This is a genomic window from Roseibium sp., assembly GCF_965232425.1.
Classification (GTDB): domain Bacteria; phylum Pseudomonadota; class Alphaproteobacteria; order Rhizobiales; family Stappiaceae; genus Roseibium.
Genome location: NZ_OZ246971.1, coordinates 5,832,781 through 5,847,673, shown reverse-complemented (window position 1 = coordinate 5,847,673; position 14,893 = coordinate 5,832,781). Strand labels below are relative to the sequence as shown.

Annotated in this window: 16 protein-coding genes; 10 read left to right on the top strand and 6 right to left on the bottom strand. The window is 59.1% G+C overall.

Annotation, left to right across the window (positions count from 1 at the left end):
* The first annotated feature begins 67 nt into the window (after nucleotides 1–67).
* On the top strand, nucleotides 68–1,099 hold the full coding sequence (bmt, locus tag ACO08A_RS26720) for a betaine--homocysteine S-methyltransferase (RefSeq protein ID WP_422038878.1): 1,032 nt from the start codon (nucleotides 68–70) through the stop codon (nucleotides 1,097–1,099).
* 5 nt (nucleotides 1,100–1,104) lie between these two features.
* Here the strand turns inward: bmt and ACO08A_RS26715 are convergent, their stop codons facing one another.
* Nucleotides 1,105–1,602: a hypothetical protein gene (locus ACO08A_RS26715; RefSeq protein ID WP_422038877.1), complete on the bottom strand. Its 498-nt coding sequence runs from the start codon at nucleotides 1,600–1,602 to the stop codon at nucleotides 1,105–1,107.
* A gap of 245 nt (nucleotides 1,603–1,847) precedes the next feature.
* On the opposite strand from ACO08A_RS26715, the gene ACO08A_RS26710 reads away from it, so the two are divergent.
* From ACO08A_RS26710 to ACO08A_RS26680, 7 genes are all read left to right on the top strand, one after another.
* Nucleotides 1,848–3,125: a ferric reductase-like transmembrane domain-containing protein gene (locus ACO08A_RS26710; RefSeq protein ID WP_422038876.1), complete on the top strand. Its 1,278-nt coding sequence runs from the start codon at nucleotides 1,848–1,850 to the stop codon at nucleotides 3,123–3,125.
* A gap of 99 nt (nucleotides 3,126–3,224) precedes the next feature.
* Nucleotides 3,225–3,653: a PaaI family thioesterase gene (locus tag ACO08A_RS26705; protein ID WP_421982774.1), complete on the top strand. Its 429-nt coding sequence runs from the start codon at nucleotides 3,225–3,227 to the stop codon at nucleotides 3,651–3,653.
* A gap of 245 nt (nucleotides 3,654–3,898) precedes the next feature.
* Nucleotides 3,899–4,366, top strand: a complete 468-nt coding sequence (gene rplM / locus ACO08A_RS26700; RefSeq protein ID WP_319387201.1) for a 50S ribosomal protein L13 — start codon at nucleotides 3,899–3,901, stop codon at nucleotides 4,364–4,366.
* Between the two features lie 2 nt (nucleotides 4,367–4,368).
* Entirely contained in the window at nucleotides 4,369–4,845 is a 477-nt protein-coding gene (rpsI, locus tag ACO08A_RS26695) for a 30S ribosomal protein S9 (protein ID WP_422038875.1), read from the top strand.
* A 300-nt stretch (nucleotides 4,846–5,145) separates the two neighbouring features.
* Nucleotides 5,146–5,592 carry a hypothetical protein gene (locus ACO08A_RS26690; RefSeq protein ID WP_422038874.1) on the top strand — a complete coding sequence of 149 codons (447 nt, stop codon included), beginning with the start codon at nucleotides 5,146–5,148 and terminating at the stop codon, nucleotides 5,590–5,592.
* 393 nt (nucleotides 5,593–5,985) lie between these two features.
* Nucleotides 5,986–6,621, top strand: a complete 636-nt coding sequence (locus tag ACO08A_RS26685; protein ID WP_422038873.1) for a hypothetical protein — start codon at nucleotides 5,986–5,988, stop codon at nucleotides 6,619–6,621.
* A 206-nt stretch (nucleotides 6,622–6,827) separates the two neighbouring features.
* A complete protein-coding gene (locus ACO08A_RS26680; protein ID WP_422038872.1) occupies nucleotides 6,828–8,225 on the top strand; it encodes an MATE family efflux transporter in 1,398 nt (465 codons plus the stop codon).
* A gap of 14 nt (nucleotides 8,226–8,239) precedes the next feature.
* Here the strand turns inward: ACO08A_RS26680 and ACO08A_RS26675 are convergent, their stop codons facing one another.
* The 4 genes from ACO08A_RS26675 to ACO08A_RS26660 all read right to left on the bottom strand — a co-directional run bounded on the left by ACO08A_RS26675 (nucleotide 8,240) and on the right by ACO08A_RS26660 (nucleotide 11,009).
* Nucleotides 8,240–8,716: a hypothetical protein gene (locus ACO08A_RS26675; RefSeq protein WP_422038871.1), complete on the bottom strand. Its 477-nt coding sequence runs from the start codon at nucleotides 8,714–8,716 to the stop codon at nucleotides 8,240–8,242.
* A gap of 152 nt (nucleotides 8,717–8,868) precedes the next feature.
* The gene (locus ACO08A_RS26670) at nucleotides 8,869–10,095 is read right to left on the bottom strand and encodes an HlyD family secretion protein (RefSeq protein ID WP_422038870.1); all 1,227 of its coding nucleotides are present in this window, start codon (nucleotides 10,093–10,095) and stop codon (nucleotides 8,869–8,871) included.
* The gene (locus ACO08A_RS26665; RefSeq protein ID WP_422038869.1) at nucleotides 10,095–10,454 is read right to left on the bottom strand and encodes a hypothetical protein; all 360 of its coding nucleotides are present in this window, start codon (nucleotides 10,452–10,454) and stop codon (nucleotides 10,095–10,097) included. The genes ACO08A_RS26670 and ACO08A_RS26665 overlap by 1 nt, the downstream gene beginning before the upstream one ends.
* A 117-nt stretch (nucleotides 10,455–10,571) precedes the next feature.
* Nucleotides 10,572–11,009: a helix-turn-helix domain-containing protein gene (locus ACO08A_RS26660; protein ID WP_422038868.1), complete on the bottom strand. Its 438-nt coding sequence runs from the start codon at nucleotides 11,007–11,009 to the stop codon at nucleotides 10,572–10,574.
* A 67-nt stretch (nucleotides 11,010–11,076) separates the two neighbouring features.
* On the opposite strand from ACO08A_RS26660, the gene ACO08A_RS26655 reads away from it, so the two are divergent.
* On the top strand, nucleotides 11,077–12,294 hold the full coding sequence (locus tag ACO08A_RS26655; protein WP_422038867.1) for an MFS transporter: 1,218 nt from the start codon (nucleotides 11,077–11,079) through the stop codon (nucleotides 12,292–12,294).
* Between the two features lie 5 nt (nucleotides 12,295–12,299).
* Here the strand turns inward: ACO08A_RS26655 and guaD are convergent, their stop codons facing one another.
* Nucleotides 12,300–13,625, bottom strand: coding sequence for a guanine deaminase (gene guaD, locus ACO08A_RS26650; protein WP_422038866.1), 1,326 nt, complete (start codon nucleotides 13,623–13,625; stop codon nucleotides 12,300–12,302).
* Between the two features lie 253 nt (nucleotides 13,626–13,878).
* Between guaD and speB the strand changes: the two genes are divergently transcribed.
* A complete protein-coding gene (speB, locus tag ACO08A_RS26645) occupies nucleotides 13,879–14,844 on the top strand; it encodes an agmatinase (RefSeq protein WP_422038864.1) in 966 nt (321 codons plus the stop codon).
* Nucleotides 14,845–14,893 lie beyond the last annotated feature (49 nt).

The following is a 14,893-nucleotide window of genomic DNA, read 5'->3' as shown; positions in this document are numbered from 1 at the left end:
CTATTGCAGGCATCTGTATTTCCTTGGGGTGGCCACACCGCCTAATTTTGACTTGAAAGACCTCCGCATGTCGAAACTTGAAGACCTGCTGTCGCGCAAGGGCGCGCTCCTTGCCGACGGTGCAACGGGCACCAACCTGTTTGATATGGGCCTGGTCTCCGGCGATGCACCGGAACTTTGGAACACGGACGAGCCCGACAAGATCCGCGCCTTGCACCAGTCCTTCGTGGATGCTGGGGCCGATATCATTCTGACCAACACCTTCGGCTGCAATCGCCACAGGCTGAAGCTCCATCAGGCAGAGGGCAGGGTGAGGGAACTCAACGCGGCTGGCGTTCAGTTGGCACGCGAAGTCGCCGCGACCGTGGAGCGTGAGGTTCTGGTGGCCGGGTCGATCGGTCCGACCGGGGAACTCTTCCAGCCGCTTGGTGCACTGAGTTTCGAAGACGCCGTTGCAGCCTTTCGTGAGCAGATGGAAGGGCTGGTTGAAGGCGGGGCTGACGCGCTCTGGGCCGAAACCATGTCCGCCGTGGAGGAAATGAAGGCCGTTGCCGAGGCTGCAAAGGACTTCGACCTGCCGCTGGTGATCACGGCGAGTTTCGATACGGCAGGCAAAACCATGATGGGGCTGCCGCCCAAGGGTTTGGGCGATCTGCAAACCGAGTTTGCATGCACGCCGGTTGCCATTGGCTCCAACTGCGGTGTCGGCGCGTCCGATCTTCTGGCGGCCATCATGGAAATCACCGACGCCTATCCGGACGCGATTGTCGTTGCCAAGGCCAATTGCGGTATCCCGCAGATCCAGGGCGACGAAGTTGTCTATACCGGCACGCCCGACCTGATGGCGCGTTACACGCACAAGGCGCTGGATGCCGGTGCCCGGATCATTGGCGGCTGCTGCGGAACCTCACCCTTGCATCTTGCCGCGATGCGGGCAGCGCTCGACAGCCATTCGACCAGCGAACGCCCGACACTGGATGAAATCCTGAGTGACATCGGCCCGCTCGTCTCGCCGCCCAACAAGGCCGCGGATGCAGCCCGGGCGGAGAGCGAAGGATCGGCATCGAGCGGACGCCGGCGCGGTCGGCGCAGAGCCTAGCAAGGTCAGCAGCTGCCGGGCTTTGCATCCTTGAAGGACGCGTTTGTTTCCTTGAGGCTCGCCGAATCGATTGCCATCGGCTTGTAGGGCGGATCGGTCTGCATGCCGGGGTTGCTCATGTGGATCTTGTAACAGCCGGAATAGACGAGGGTCTTGCCGTCTGTCTGCATGGCCTCGATCACCACGGGCAGGGCCCAGTAGATTTGACCGGCTCCGGGATCGGGTGCGGTCGATCCGAACTTGACGGTGACCGATTTGGTTTTGGCATATCCTGAGGACCACGCTTCGAAATCGCCGGGCGCTGAATCCGGTTTGAAATAGCCGTAAGCCTGCGCGTAATAGCGGTTGCTGATCGCGAAATAGTAGCTCTCAACCAATTTCTGCGGGCTCGAGCGGTCGTCCATGTAGGTCCAGTCGTCGGCGCACGCGTCAACACTCGAACCGTGAACCGCCAACAGGAAAACAGCGGAAAACAGGGCACTGGCGAAACAGATATTTCGCATCCGGGTCTCCATTCAAACATCAATAGCCATCAGTCTCGGCGCGGGATGATTTTCTACTAGGAACGCGGTAGTGCAACCTGCACCAAGGAAGTTTTATTGAATTTGAACGATCTCCTGTTACGCCGTCGCTGTGCCACTCCTGCCAGCGCGTCCCGCGGTAAAACCTAGTGGAGATCTGTTTGAGAAACTTCGGTCTAATACTGATTGCCGCCGCATGCCTCGTTCCCGTTGTTTGGTATGTGCCGTTGGCTACGTCCCGCGATCCGATCGCGCTATTCAGTCAATATCTCGGGTCTGCGGCTCTGGTGCTGATGGGGCTCAACCAGTTCATTGCCACCCGGACGCCGGGCCTGGAAACGATATTCGGTCCTCTCGACAGGATTTATGTGCTGCACAAGTGGCTCGGCGTCATCGCCATGGTCGCCATTGGCCTTCACGACATAATCGATGCGGAAATGAACGGGCTGCGCGGCGGTCCGCTTGCCGGTATTGCCGAGGACATCGGTGAGATCAGCCTTTACGGGCTTCTCATTCTGGTGCTTGCATCCGTGATCACCTTCATTCCCTATCACTTGTGGAAGTGGAGCCACCGGTTGATCGGGATCTTTTTCGCGCTGGGCGCCTTCCATTTCTTCTTCATCGAGAAACCTTTCTCCAATGCCGAACCGCTCGGGCTTTACATTTCCGCATTCTGTCTACTCGGGCTTATCAGCTATACTTGGATGTCCGTGCTGAGGCCCATGGCGCCGCGTGGGCACGGCTACACGGTTTCCTCGGTAAAGCATCTGGGTGGATTGACGGAAGTCGAGTTGACGCCCAGTGGACGGGGCCTGAAACACAAACCGGGGCAATTCGCCTTTCTCTCGGTTTCAGGAAGTGGGCTCTCCGAAGAGCATCCCTTCACGCTGAGTGGCGCACCGCGCCAGGATCGGGTTCTGCGGTTTTCGATCAAGGATCTCGGCGACTACACCCGCCTCTTTCGCGACAGAGTCGAACAGGGCATGGACGCAACCGTCTCCGGACCTTTCGGCCACTTTACGATGCCGTCCGGAAGAGATCCGCAGGTCTGGGTCGGTGCCGGGATCGGCATAACCCCGTTCCTCGCCTTTGCCGAGCACCTGAAGCAGCGGGAAACGGGCCAGGTAAAGCTTTATTATTGCGTTCGCGAACGAGACGACATTCCCTACGCGGTCGAGCTTGACAAAATAGCGGAAGCGGTTTCCAACCTCGAAGTGATCATCGTCAACTCGGCCGAAGGCGTCCGGCTGACGCCTGAACGTATCGCGACGGACCTTGGCGGTGAACTCGCACGGGCCCATGTCTTTTTCTGCGGCCCCGTTGCCATGCGCAAGGCGTTGAAGAGCGGTCTTGTCTTGAAGGGAATGCGCGCATCGCGCTTTCATTTCGAGGAATTCGAAATGCGCACCGGCATCGGCCTTCGCAGGTTTGCGGCATGGCTTTGGGATCGAGGTAACTATGCCATTGAAAAGCGGCGCAAGTCCGGTGCTCACCCCGCCGAGTGACATATTCACGGAAAGCGGCACTTGCAATTCTCCTTGTTTGACGTTTACGTAAAAGAAGGCCGGAATACCGGCATGAAATGAGAGGCATAGGAGACTTTCATGCAGCCGGTCATGACAGCTGAACAGATTGCAGCGTTTCTCGACAGGGAGTTTCCGCAGATCCATGCCGGTGGACGCGCCTATTCCATTGAGAGCGTTTCGGAAGGCGAGGCGGTGATGCGCCTTGCGGCGACCGACCTTCATTTGAGACCGGGCGGCACGGTTTCAGGCCCCTCGATGATGGCGCTTGCCGATCTTGCTGCCTATGTCGTCATCCTGGCGCATATCGGTCCGGTGGCCCTCGCGGTCACGACAAACTTCAACATCAACTTCCTGCGCAAGCCCCAGCCGGGCGATCTGCTCGGGACCTGCCGTCTTCTGAAACTGGGCAAGCGGCTTGCCGTGGTCGAATGCGGGATTGCCGGGGCAGGGGACGAAGACCTTGTTGCCCATGCAACGGCCACTTATTCCGTGCCGCCGCGCGGATGAGCTTTGCCGAGCTTTCAGGCGAGGCCGGCAATGACCAAAGCAGTCAAGTTTAGTGTGGTACTATAATACCGTTTTCGTAAAGCGTTGAAAGATATAGGAAAATAAAGGCAGCATAGAAATAATGAGTCTTGACGCCCCTCTTGTGCCGGCGTATAAGCTGCCTCGAATGAATTCAGGGTCCGTTTGCCGGCTCATTTGGAAGCTGCGCGGGCCCTTTCCTTAACCGACCAAGTTGGATCAAACACATGAAGACCTTCTCTGCCAAGCCGGCTGAGGTCGAGAAAAAGTGGATCTTGATCGACGCAGAAGGCATGGTTGTCGGCCGTCTCGCCGCTTTCATCGCCAACCACCTGCGCGGCAAGCATCTGCCGACCTACACGCCGCATGTCGACACTGGTGACAACATCGTCGTCATCAACGCCGACAAGGTCGTGCTCACCGGCCGTAAGTACGACAACAAGAAATACTACTGGCACACCGGTCACCCGGGCGGCATCAAGGAGCGCACCGCGCGCGGTATCCTGGAAGGCCGTTTCCCCGAGCGTGTCCTGGAAAAAGCCGTGCAGCGCATGATGCCGGGCGGCCCTCTGTCCAACAAGCAGCTCAAGAACCTCAAGGTCTACGCTGGTCCGAACCACCCGCATGAAGCTCAGTCGCCCGAACTGGTCGACGTAAAAGGCCTCAACGCAAAGAATGACGGCAGGAGGGCTTAACAATGGCTGAGCTGCAATCCCTGGAAGAACTGGGCGGCGCGGTCGACACCGCTGCTCCCGAAGCTCCGGTCCATGTCCAGAAGCTGGACGCACAGGGCCGTGCATACGCAACCGGCAAGCGGAAAGACGCGATTGCACGCGTCTGGATCAAGCCCGGCACCGGCAAGATTTCCGTCAACGGCAAGGACTTCACCGAGTACTTCGCCCGTCCGGTTCTGCAGATGATCCTGCGTCAGCCGATCATGCTGACCGACCGTGATGGCCAGTACGATGTTATCGCAACCGTCACCGGTGGCGGTCTGTCCGGCCAGGCCGGTGCCGTGCGTCACGGCCTCTCCAAGGCGCTGACCCACTACGAGCCGGAGCTGCGCGGTGTCCTGAAGAAAAACGGCTTCCTCACTCGCGACAGCCGTGTTGTCGAGCGTAAGAAGTTCGGCAAGCGCAAGGCACGTCGTTCGTTCCAGTTCTCCAAGCGTTAATCGCTCGAACGACATTGCAAGATTCATGCGGCGCTTCCAGGATATGGGAGCGCCGCATTGCTTTTGGGCCAAGCACGTGCGCAGGCCGCACGTTTTTCAGTTGCGCGCGCAAGCCCGACGGCCTTACGAGATCACCTGTGGGACCTGGGCGCAGGATGCGCGCAAATGCGCCTTGTCGCAGATGGTGTAGGGGCCGCATCGTCCGGGCAGATCACGCCTGGGTGCCTGGCTTCATTGTTTGCATTGCCCCAAGAGACGACATCCTGGTCCGTCAGGTAGATCGATGGATTCGAGGCCAACTTGCAGGTCTCTGCGAATTACCCCAAGGTCTGCAATCAATTGGTGGATTATGCGACTTGGTCTCTACGAAAGGCAAAACAATTGAAATTCCAAAAACTCTATTGCGACCCTCAAGGTGAGAGCCACTGGGAAGATATTGAGGTTGAATTGCAAGAACAGACCTTTGCGCCACCTGCAAAGGCAATAGAGATTTCTGCGCCTGAGGTCGTGAAGCAAACCATGTTTTTGAGGCTGAAGTCTGGTTGGAATGAGCCAATTCATCCAACCCCTGTCGTCCAAAAACTGATTTGCCTATCTGGTACAGTGCGCGTGACCGCCAGTGACGGCGAGTACAGGGACATTGGCCCGGGAGATGTTTGGCATATGGAGGACAAGCACGGCAAAGGTCACCACACTGTCGTCACGAGCGAGGAGGATTTCCTCTCTGTAATCGTTCAATATGAATGAGTGTGACCGCGATCCGTATTCCCATTGGCCCGAGATTGGAAAAGACGAAGAAACAAGTGGTTACTGGATTCCGGCCTTCCGCTGCGCCGCGGCCGGAATCCAGTCTTGTTGACGGAAGACCGTCTCACGAGACCCATTTCGGGTTAAACCGGACCATAGTGTTTTCGCTCATGAACTAACCTAACGGGAGAAATATTAAGTAAATATCAGTATGAATTTAAGGTTTGGATGGCTAAATAAGAATATTATATTGAATTATATCATCTACTGTGTTGTCGGCTGCGCATGAAGTAATTAGATGGATCCAGCAACAGACCTTTAAACTCGTGCGCGCAAACTTGGACTGCTTCTCCGAAATCGCTGCATTTTTTGTTCGTAAGCTGCGAGGATGCCGTGATTGTCAGTCACAGACACAAGTTCATTTTCGTCAAGACGGTCAAAACGGCCGGAACATCCATCGAGGTTGACCTCAACAAGGTCCTCGGCGCGGACGATATTGCGACACCGATCGTGCCGGCGGTCGCCGGCCACACGCCGCAAAATTTCGCTTACAGGAAATTCGGCCTGTTCGCACGGACCTGCTCCAACCACATGAGCGCACGCGAAATCAGGAAGATCGTCGGGCGCAGGGCTTTCCGGAAGTACTTTGTCTTTTGTGTCGAGCGTGAACCGGTAGACAAGTGCATGAGCCACTACAGCATGTTGATCAACAGTCCTCTCCACAACAGGGGCAACCAGGGCCTCACTTGGGATGACTACGTGGATCGGGGGAAGTTTCCCGTCGATGTCGGAAAATACACCGACAGGCATGGCGGATTGCTGGTGCACCGGATTCTGAAGTACGAGACCCTGGCCGAAGAGCTGAGGTCTGTCGCAGATATGCTTGGTTTCGAAGTCGAGCTGACGACAAAGGCGAAATCCGGGTTTCGAGAGATTTGCCCCGTGTCGGAAAGACAGACGCAAATCATCTATGACGCCTTTGCGAAATCCAATCGGTATACGGGGTATTCGATCCCGGACCGCGTCTAGAGTATGGACCATAGATCGCCGGGCAGCCGCAAGGCGTCTGTTTGTAGAGCTTTGCTTCGCGGGCGCAGACAAGACTTCTGCAAGGCCGGTTTTTCAGCTAGGGTACGGCTTCATTTATAAGTCCGCACCCTCGAACTGTCTTCGAACGTTTTTCCGCATTCGCCACCGGACCCGGCAGGTCCCGTGAGCCGACTTGACCAGGCCAGATGTCCCAGGCGCGATTTCTTGAAGGCAACCTGTTTCGACACGTCACGGTGATGTCTCTGACGTCCTCGATCGGCCTGATGGCGATCTTTGCCGTTGATTTCGTCGACATGATCTTCATTTCCATGCTCGGCAAGGACGAACTGGCGGCAGCGATCGGATATGCAGGCGCTATCCTGTTCTTCACGACCTCCTTCAATATCGGCGTCGCGATTGCGGCCGGGGCGCTTGTCGCGCAGGCGCTCGGCGCAGGGGACAGGGAACGGGCGCGCCAGCGGGCATCGAACGCCCTGACCGCCGGCTTCCTGTTCGCGGCCGCGTTTGCGCTCGGTGTCTGGCTCGCGCTTGACGAACTCGTCACCCTGATCGGCGCGCGCGGCATCACGCACGACCTGGCCGTTCTGTACCTGGCCATCATCGTGCCGACCCTGCCCATCTTGCTGCTGGGAATGGCGGGCGGGGCCATTCTGCGCGCGCATGGCGATGCACGGCGGGCGATGATGTCGACCATCGTCGGCGGTATCGTCAATGCCGTTCTCGATCCGATCCTGATCTTCGGCTTGGACCTTGAACTGACCGGAGCGGCCCTTGCCAGCGCAATCTCGCGCGTCGCGATCGCGGCCTATGCGCTCGCACCGATCATACGGTATCACGGCGGCCTCAGTCTGCCGCGGCCGTTGCAGCTGTTCAGGGACCTGCCGCCGGTATCCGCGATTGCCTTCCCGGCCATCCTGACCCAGCTGGCAACGCCTGTCGGTCAGGCCTGGGTGACGCGCTCCATGGCGGAGTTTGGAGAGGACGCCGTTGCCGGAATGGCCGTCATCGGGCGCATGACACCGCTGGCTTTTGCGACCATTTTCGCGCTGTCCGGCGCGGTGGGTCCGATAGCCGGTCAGAATTACGGAGCAGGGCGCTTCGACCGTGTCCGAGAAACCTTGCGCGATGCCCTGCTGTTCACCGCTCTTGTCGTGGGTGTCGCGGCGTTGGCGCTCTATATGCTGCGCGAACCGATCGCACGGCTGTTCGACGCGGACGGCATGGCGCTCACGCTGATCTATCTCTTTTGCGGTCCGCTTGCGCTGGTGTTCTTCTTCAACGGCATCCTGTTTGTCTCGAATGCCTTTTTCAACAATCTCGGTCGCCCGTTCTACTCCACCTGGATGAACTGGGGCCGCCATACGCTCGGCACCATTCCGTTTGTCTGGCTCGGAGGCGCCTATCTCGGCGCACCCGGCGTGCTGATCGGGCAGGCCGCGGGCGGCATCGTCTTCGGGCTCCTGGCGCTCGTCCTGGTGCGGCAGGTGGTCAGGGACGTGGAGAAACACCCGGAGCAACCCAAGGGTCCCGGCGTCTTCCAGCGCCAGGCGCGTCAGGTGATCCTGTTCTTTTCCAGAAGGTAGGTGAGCCGGGGGCGTCAGGTCTTGCCATCCGCCTGTTGTTTCAGGCGCATGAGCACTTTTACCGCGGCCGTTTCGCACATCGGCGGGTCCAGATCAGCACCGGCAGCATCGGCTCCGGACAGGAGACTTGGGGCAAGAATGCGCGGGTTGCGATAGCGCACCCAACCGGGCTTTTGTGTCCACTTTTCCTCGGCGAGCAGATCACCGGTGTCGATATCGAGCAGGTAGCCTTGAACAGTCACGGATGGTCGCAAAAACAGGGGCATCCAGAAGTCTGCGTCGCGGAGGGTATCGAAGAATCCGTGATGCAGGTCGACAATGGCCAAGTGAAACAATCGGTCGCCAGGAGCAGAAGCAACTGAGGGGTCATGTTTTTGCAGCCCTAGAAAACTGGAAAAGTGCTCGCGCAGGACCTGGGGGCTCGGCTGCGGTTCCGAAGTGTAGTCCAGATCGTCGAAAAATACGTTCAAAAGGTTCCAGTTCAAACGCATCTGGACGTCGCCGAGATAGATTTGTGGTGGTTTCTTGCGACCGAAAGAACGACTCAACCAAGACATGCAAATAAATTGACAAACAGGCGGACCAGGTCAACTTAAACTTAAATGTACAGGGTTCAGGCGCGATGCAGGAGAATACCGGTCCATCAGGAGAACACCAGTACCTTGACGGGCAGCAGCAGGGCCTGCGCACGAATGACGATCGCGTTCGCGATGCCCATGCCGTCGACAATGCGCGAGATGAAGGCCGAGAAGCCCGTGATCTCTCCGGCCGCGATGGCCTTTTCGTGGCTCGAATAGGCGACGCCAATGCATCGGCTTCCCGGGGGAACATAATCCGCATGACCTTCATAGAGAGGTTCGATCACGGTCAGGATGGTGCCGGGACGGGCACGGTCCTGAATGTCGATCAACTGGTCGGTCGGGCGCAGCTGCCCGCTGGCGATCGCCTGCTGAACCTCGACGACCTTCATCGGGATGACGGTCAGTGGTTTTGACGCGCAGGTGATTTCCACGATGGTTCCGGGATGAAGCACCTGTGCCGAGATCTGTCCGAACCCGGCCTGGAAGCGTCCGAGACCGGATCCGTCGGGCACAAGGATTCCGGCGGGACGCAGGATCGGATTGACAAGATCGCCCGGCTTCAGCTTGAACTGCCGCACGGTGCCATCCGTGCCTGCAAACACGGTCGACTTTTCGATTTCCGTCTCTGCCTGCCGCAAGGCGGCTTCCGCGCTGTCGCGTTGCGCGGGCAGCAGTGTTTCGAGGCGTCCGACAACGACGTCCCGTTGGGCTTCGGCCGCCGCAAGTGTTCCGGTCAACCCGATGACGGTCAAACGAAGGCGTTCGAGTTCCTGTTCGCTGACGATTGTCTGGTTGCGGTCGGTGAGATCCTCACGGCGGCGCAGGTCGTCCTCGGCCTGCTTCAACTGGCTTTGCGTTGCAACGATGGCACCGTCTGCGGCCGCAATCTCGGACCTGGCGACCGCAATGGCGGCGTCCACTTCCAGAATGCGCCGTCTTGCGGTTTCGGCGGCGGCTCTTTGCCGCTGCGTGTCCAGACGGAAGATCGGCTCGCCCGCCCGGACAAACTGGTTGTCTGAGACGTAGACCTCCTCAACGCGTCCCGGCCTGTCGCTCAAAATGGACACGGTGCGAAACAGCGACGTCACATTGTTGGTTGTCGGATGAAAATAGAAGATGACGGTCAGGAGTGAAATGGCCAGCACCGCGCAGCCGGTAATGCCCCAGCGCAGCTCGTACCAGACCGAAAAGAGGTTGATCTCGTGTCCAAGGCGCTTGCCCTGTTTGTACCGGCGATAAAGATAGTCCGGCAGGATCGTGACCAGAGCACTGAAAAGAAGTTCGAGCATCAGTCAGGTGTCCTGGTTCCGGTCTTTGCAGGGCGGCGCCTCAGGGAATGGACCTTGACCGGAACAACGATCCTTGAAACCGGGATGGCAGCGAGCAGAAGCGCAGCGACCCAAAGGGCGTTGTTCATGAGGAACAGCGACAGCAGCCCGAGAATCCCGACAATCTGCAGCTGCGCCTTGCCGGCACCGGACGCCAGGCGATCGGGGAGGGCCTGTATCGTGAAGTAAAGCGCTCCGAAGCCGAGCAGGATCAGAACCAGGACGATTGCCACGGCAACAAAAAGAATATCGCTTGCGCCCGGGCCCGTAACAAAAAAAGGGACCGGGTCCGGCTGAATATCACTCTGCAGCAGTTCCATGGTGAAAGATTCCGGCTTGTTTCGTATTCAGAACAGTAAACAAGGCGGAATTGTTGCAGGCAATTCGCATTAATACGGAAGTCACGACTTGCAGATTATTTTGGCACCGGTCCCGCTTCAGTCAATCAACTTCCGTTCCTGGCGAAAGGCCGAGCTTTTCTTTCGTGATCTGCTTCCAACGCGCAACAGCTTTCTGAAGCGCGGGCACTCCATGTGCGACGGCGCTGAACACACGGCGACGTGACGGATCATGTCCCTGAGGCTCCCGAGACGCCGTATCTGATCGTCAAGTGCGTCAGCCCTAGCGGTCAGTTTTTCGCGCGAGATATCAGGGCGGCCGTCGGGCCCGAACATGTCCTTGATCTCATCGAGTGAAAACCCGGCACTCTTGCCGAGTGTGATGAGCGCCAGCCGGTCGAGCACGTCCGGACCGAAGAGGCGTCTCAGGCCCCGCCGGCCCACCGACGTCAGCAGGCCTTTTTCCTCGTAATGGCGAATGGCCGAGGCGGCAATGCCGGTATGGGCTGACACTTCGGAAATATCCAGCAATTTCATCTCTTGACCTCAAGTCGACTTGAATTGGTAGCGTGGCGAAACCCTGTCCGAAATGCAAGGAAAACCCATGCTTCACCGTCATCGAACATCCGCGCGTCCGTTCTGGCTGGATGCCGCCGCCATTGGCCTTCTGCTGACGGCAACCCTGAAGATCATGGCGAATGCCACGATCAGTCCGGCCCTGCCGGCTCTGGAGGCGAGTTTTGCGCAGGATCCGCTTGCCGGACATCTGACGCGCTTCCTGGTGGCCGCACCATCGCTGACGGTCATATGCGTCGCACCGATGGCCGGCCTGCTCGCCGACCGGATCGGAAAGGCACGGCTCCTGGTCGCCGGCGTTGTCCTGTTCGTCCTGGCGGGAAGCGCCGGTGCTTACCTGCCGGATCTTCAGTCCATCCTGATAAGCCGGTTGGCGCTCGGGGCGGCCGTCGCTTTGACGATGACCGCTCAGGTCGCGCTTGTTGGCGATTTGTTCGAAGGTTCGCGGCGCAACGCGTTCCTCGGATGGCAGACCGTTGCGATCAACTTCAGCGGCCTGATCTTCATTTCTCTTGCCGGCTTCCTGGCAGGGCTGTCTCCGCGGCTTCCGTTTCTGGTTTACCTGTTGCCCGTTCTCCTGTTGCCGTTTCTGTCGGGCATACGCCGTCAGGAACGCAAGGCGGCACGCGTGGCACGTGGTGATGCGCGCACCCGAGAGAGCCGCGGGAAGGGAACGTGGCTCTGCGCGATTGCGGCCATCTGCGCACTGACGATGAGCACCGTGATGCTGTTCTTTCTGATGCCAAGCCAGATACCGTTCTACCTGATGGGCATCGGATTTGACCCTGCTTCGGGAACCGCCGCAACGCTCGGTGTCCTGATGCTCGCCGGCGGGGCGACCGCGCTGTTGTTCAAGCCTTTGAGTGACAGGTTCGGTCTCACGGTGGTGCTTGCGGCCGGTTTCGCGGCAATGGCAGCGGGGTACGCGGTCATCGTCTCCTACCCGGTCTGGGTGTTGGTGCTGTCTGGTGCAGGATTGATCGGTGCAGGATATTCCCTGGTGCAGCCGGGGTTTTTCGTGCTGGCCCTGAAGGTCGCGCCGGGCGATCGCAGAGGCAGCGCGTCGGGACTGGTGACCACGGCCATGTTCGCGGGACAGGTTATCTCGCCGCTGATCCTGACGACCTGGCTGGAGGCCTCCGGGTTTCAACCCGTCTTCTTTGGGGCTGCAGGCGTGTTCGCCGCGTTTGCGATCGGAGGCGCCGCTGCCACGCTCTTCGGCTCCTCGGGGAAAGCGGAAGCCTGAGCGGATCAGCGCTCGCCGGTGGGTGGCAGGCGTTTCTGCGGTGCGCCCGCAACATAGGTTTCCACCACGCAGCGATCGTCGCCGAGCGTTTGCAGGAGGAACAGTTCCTCAGAAAGGGTCGTGACGGTTTCCATGCGCAGCGCCTTTGCGGGCGTTGCACCAGCGTCGAGCACCACCAGATCGGCATCCGTGCCAGGATTGAGCGTCCCGATCCTGTCGGCAAGCGACAGGGCCTGTGCGTTCCCCAGCGTGATCCAGTAGAAGCTGGTGAGCGGATGCATGCGCTGCCGCTGGAGCTGCAGGATCTTGTAGCCTTCATCGAGTGTGCGCAGCATGGAGTAATTCGTTCCGCCGCCGACATCCGTCGCGATCGCGGTACGTATGCCCGCGCTTTCAAGGCCTGACTTGTCGAAGAGGCCGCTGCCCAGGAAGAGATTGGACGTCGGGCAGAAAACGGCGACGGACCCTGTCTCGCGCATGACGTGAAGCTCGTGTCCCGTCATGTGAATACAGTGTCCGAGCAGCGTCCTCGGACCCAGGAGATCGAAGCTTTCATAGACCCCGAGATAGTGTGCCGCATCCGGATAAAGTTCCCGCGTGAACGCGATTTCGTTCTGGTTCTCATTGATATGGGTCTGAAGGTGGCACTCGGGATGTTCCCTGAGCAGGCTTCCGGCAGCCTCAAGCTGCTCCGGTGTCGAGGTGATCGCAAAGCGGGGTGTGATGACATATTTCGCCCGGCCTTTGTCGTGCCACTTGGCGAGCAGCCGCTTGCTGTCATCGTAGGAACTTTGCGCCGTGTCGCACAGAGCGGGTGGCGCGTTGCGGTCCATCATAGTCTTGCCGCCGAGCATCATCATGCCCCGGCGTTCTGCTTCTTCGAAATAGGCGTCGACCGAGTTCGGATGACTGGAACAATAGGCAACCGCCGTGGTGGTGCCGTGTGCGACCAGGGCGTCGAAGAAATGGGCCGCGATCCGGTCCGCATGCACCTTGTCGGCGAATTTCTGTTCGGCCGGAAACGTGTAGTCGTTCAGCCAGTCGAGCAGTTGATCCGCCCAGGAGGCGATCACCTGTGCCTGGGGAAAGTGAATATGCGTATCGATGAAGCCTGGAAGGATCAGGTGCGGACGGTGATCGATGACCGTCACCCCGTCCGGCACCTCTCTGGAAATCTTTGAAAAGTCGCCACACGCCTCGATCGTGCCTCCGGACAGAAGCAGGGCGCCGTCTTCCAGGTAGGTATAGGTGTCCGTGTCATCCGCTCCGCCCGGGCAGGCGTTGAAGGTCAGAAGTCTGCCGCGCAGGAGTGTTCTTGTCTGGTCTGCCACAGCGTAATGTCCTTGGTCGGTCTGCAGGAAGCGGGAAGAAACCCAGTAATAGTCTCGCGCGCGCCGGGGAACAATGGTCTCCATCAGTCTGTTGAAAAACGGCCGTGTGCGCCTGATCAACCCGCGCGCGTGCAGGTTCGCGTCTTTCTCGGATTGTTTCGATTGGCACGATCTGACGTCGTCTGTTAAAGACCCTCTGTAAAACGTGAAGCTGCCTTGAAACCTCACCATGGGCTGCGCAGAGGAAGATGAAATGTCAGCAGATTTGCCGCGTCCGACCGACAATGCCTTTCTTGGAAAGTCGCTGAAGGGCGGGTCGCATGAATCGACCTATGCCGGAGCGCTGTCCTTCATGCGGCGGCGATACAGCCGGGATCTCGACGGCGTCGATCTCGCGGTCTGGGGCATTCCCTTCGATGCATCGGTGTCCAACCGGCCAGGTGCGCGCTTCGGCCCCCAGGGCGTGCGCAGGGCCTCGGCCATTTTCGACGGCGATCCGCAATATCCCTTTCACATGGATCCGTTCGAAGAGATCGCCTGTGTCGACTACGGTGACTGCGTATTCGACTATGGCCGCAACGCTGATGTGCCGGGCCACATTGAAGCCCAGGCCGCCGATATTCTGGCAACGGACACACACCTGTTTTCGATCGGCGGCGATCATTTCGTCACCTATCCGCTGTTGCGCGCGCATGCCGCCAAACACGGCCCGCTTGCGCTGGTTCAGTTCGACGCTCACCAGGATACCTGGCCCGACGAGGGCGACCGGATTGATCATGGGACATTCACTGGGCGTGCGGTCCGGGAAGGCCTGATCGATCCGCACAAGTCGATTCAGATCGGCATCCGCACGCATGCCCCCGAAACCTGCGGGCTGGACATCATATTCGGTCACGAACTGGAAGAACTCGGGGTATCTGGCGTTATCGACCTCGTCAAAAGACGCGTTGGTTCCACACCTGCATATATGACCTTCGATATTGACTGTCTTGATCCCGCCTTCGCACCTGGAACCGGTACACCGGTTTCGGGCGGACTGACATCACGCGAAGCGCTCTGCATCCTGCGGGGGCTGCGTGAAATCGACTTTGTCGGAGGAGATGTCGTCGAAGTCGCCCCGGCCTATGATCATGCCGATATCACATCGATTGCCGGTGCCAGTGTGGCACTGACCTATATCGGTCTGTTGGCTGAACGGCGAAAGAGCGCGGGATCATGATCCGGCGGAAACCTCCGGGTGGACCTGCGGCCGGCTTGGCCGCGCGCAA